The following is a 2,203-nucleotide window of genomic DNA, read 5'->3' as shown; positions in this document are numbered from 1 at the left end:
AGAAGATCGTGACCGCTCTGGAAGCAACGTCGTCCGGAGAGCAGGAGGGAGAGCTCAATCCCAAGCGCTGGATCGCGTTGACCGTGATCCTCGTGAATCCGCGTGATGGCCGAAACCACACGCCGAACCGCACACCGGGAGAGCACGCCGATGGCCACCACAGAACACCCGCCGCCGAGCCGTCTGCGGACGTGGATGCTCGAGGGCCTGTCCGACATGGGCAAGTCCGGCGGTCACGCGGGCCCGCACGCCGCGCCCGAGGCCCCGCACAAGGGTCAGCCCTGGTACCGGGTGATGTGCCTGACCGGCGTCGACTACTTCTCCACGCTCGGCTACCAGCCCGGGATCGCCGCCCTGGCGGCCGGCCTGCTCTCCCCCATCGCGACGATCGTCCTCGTCCTGGTCACCCTGGCAGGCGCCCTCCCGGTCTACCGCCGGGTGGCGGAGGAGAGTCCGCACGGCGAGGGCTCGATCTCGATGCTCGAGCGGCTGCTGTCCTTCTGGCAGGGCAAGCTCTTCGTCCTGACCCTGCTGGGCTTCGCCGCCACCGATTTCCTGATCACCATCACTCTTTCGGCGGCCGACGCCTCGACCCATCTCGTCGAGAACCCGCATCTGACCAGCACGCTGCACGACAAGCAGCTGCTGATCACCCTGATCCTGGTCGCCCTGCTCGGAGCAGTGTTCCTCAAGGGCTTCCTGGAGGCGATCGGCGTCGCGGTGGCCCTGGTGGGCGTCTACCTCGCGCTGAACGTCGTGGTCGTGATCGTCGGCATGTGGCACGTAGCCACAGCCGGTCATGTGATCACCGACTGGGCCGACGCGCTCACCGCCGAGCACGGCAACGTCTTCGTCATGGTCGGCGTGGCGCTGCTGGTCTTCCCCAAGCTGGCGCTGGGCCTGTCCGGCTTCGAGACCGGCGTCGCGGTCATGCCCCATGTGAAGGGCGACGACGGCGACACGGAGGAACGCCCGCAGGGACGGATCCGCGACACCAAGAAACTGCTGACGACCGCCGCGCTCATCATGAGCGTCTTCCTGATCGCCACCAGCTTCATCACCACCCTCCTCATCCCGGAGAAGGACTTCGAGTCCGGAGGCCCGGCCAACGGGCGCGCCCTCGCCTACCTCGCCCACGAATACCTGGGCAACACGTTCGGCACGGTGTACGACCTGTCGACGATCGCGATCCTGTGGTTCGCGGGCGCCTCGGCCATGGCCGGGCTGCTGAACCTGATGCCGCGCTACCTGCCCCGCTACGGGATGGCCCCGCACTGGGCGCGGGCCGTCCGACCGATGGTCATCGTGTTCACCCTCATCGGCTTCCTCGTCACGTGGATCTTCGACGCGGACGTCGACGCTCAGGGCGGGGCGTACGCCACCGGTGTGCTGGTACTCATCAGCTCGGCGGCGATCGCGGTGACCATCGCCGCCCGCAAGGCCGGGCAGCGGGGCTGGACGATCGGCTTCGCCGTCATCTCGGCGGTGTTCCTGTACGTCACCGTCGCGAACGTCATCGAGCGCCCCGACGGCGTCAAGATCGGCGCCTGCTTCATCGCGGGCATCATCCTCGTCTCGCTGCTCTCCAGGCTGGCCCGAGCCTTCGAGCTCCGCGTGACAAGCGTGACCCTGGACGACATGGCGGAACGATTCATCCGGGACATGGCCAGCCGGAAGATACGGTTCATCGCCAACGAGCCGGACCAGCGCGACAACGCCGAGTACCGCGACAAGATCGAGCAGATCCGGGCCGACAACGACATGCCGGAGCAGGAGGACTTCGTCTTCGTCGAGGTGACGGTGACCGACCCCTCCGAGTTCGAGTCGGGCCTGACGGTACGCGGCGAGGTCCTGCACCACCGCTACCGCGTGCTGACCCTGGAGTCCTCCTCCGTCTCCAACGCGCTCGCCGCCCTGCTCCTGCACGTCCGCGACCGCACGGGCTGCGTCCCGCACATCTACTTCGAGTGGACCGAGGGGGGTCCGTTCGCCAACTTCCTGCGCTTCTTCCTCTTCGGCCAGGGCGAGGTCGCCCCCGTCACCCGCGAGGTTCTGCGCGAGGCCGAGCCGGACCGCGCCCGCCGTCCGCGCGTCCACACCGGCTGACCCCGCGGGCCACCGACGCCACGGGACCGGTTACGGGACCGGCCGCGGCAGGGCCACGGGACGGGCCGCGGGACCGGTTGGTTCCGGTCCCGCGGTG

1 protein-coding gene is annotated in these 2,203 nt (G+C 68.6%); it reads left to right on the top strand.

The genetic code is table 11. The features are described from left to right. Nucleotides 1-150 precede the first annotated feature (150 nt). Nucleotides 151-2,106, top strand: coding sequence for an APC family permease (locus tag ABT300_RS43410; protein ID WP_351688525.1), 1,956 nt, complete (start codon nt 151-153; stop codon nt 2,104-2,106). Nucleotides 2,107-2,203: the final 97 nt, after the last annotated feature.

The organism is Streptomyces sp. NPDC001027, assembly GCF_040299045.1.
In the GTDB taxonomy this organism is placed as follows: domain Bacteria; phylum Actinomycetota; class Actinomycetes; order Streptomycetales; family Streptomycetaceae; genus Streptomyces.
Note: the sequence above shows the minus strand (reverse complement) of the source record. Positions and strands in the feature narration are given on the sequence as shown.

What these genes read in the sequence shown, in the direction of transcription:
- ABT300_RS43410 (WP_351688525.1), top strand. Translation starts at nt 151, where the DNA reads ATGGCCACCACAGAACACCCGCCGCCGAGCCGTCTGCGGACGTGGATG.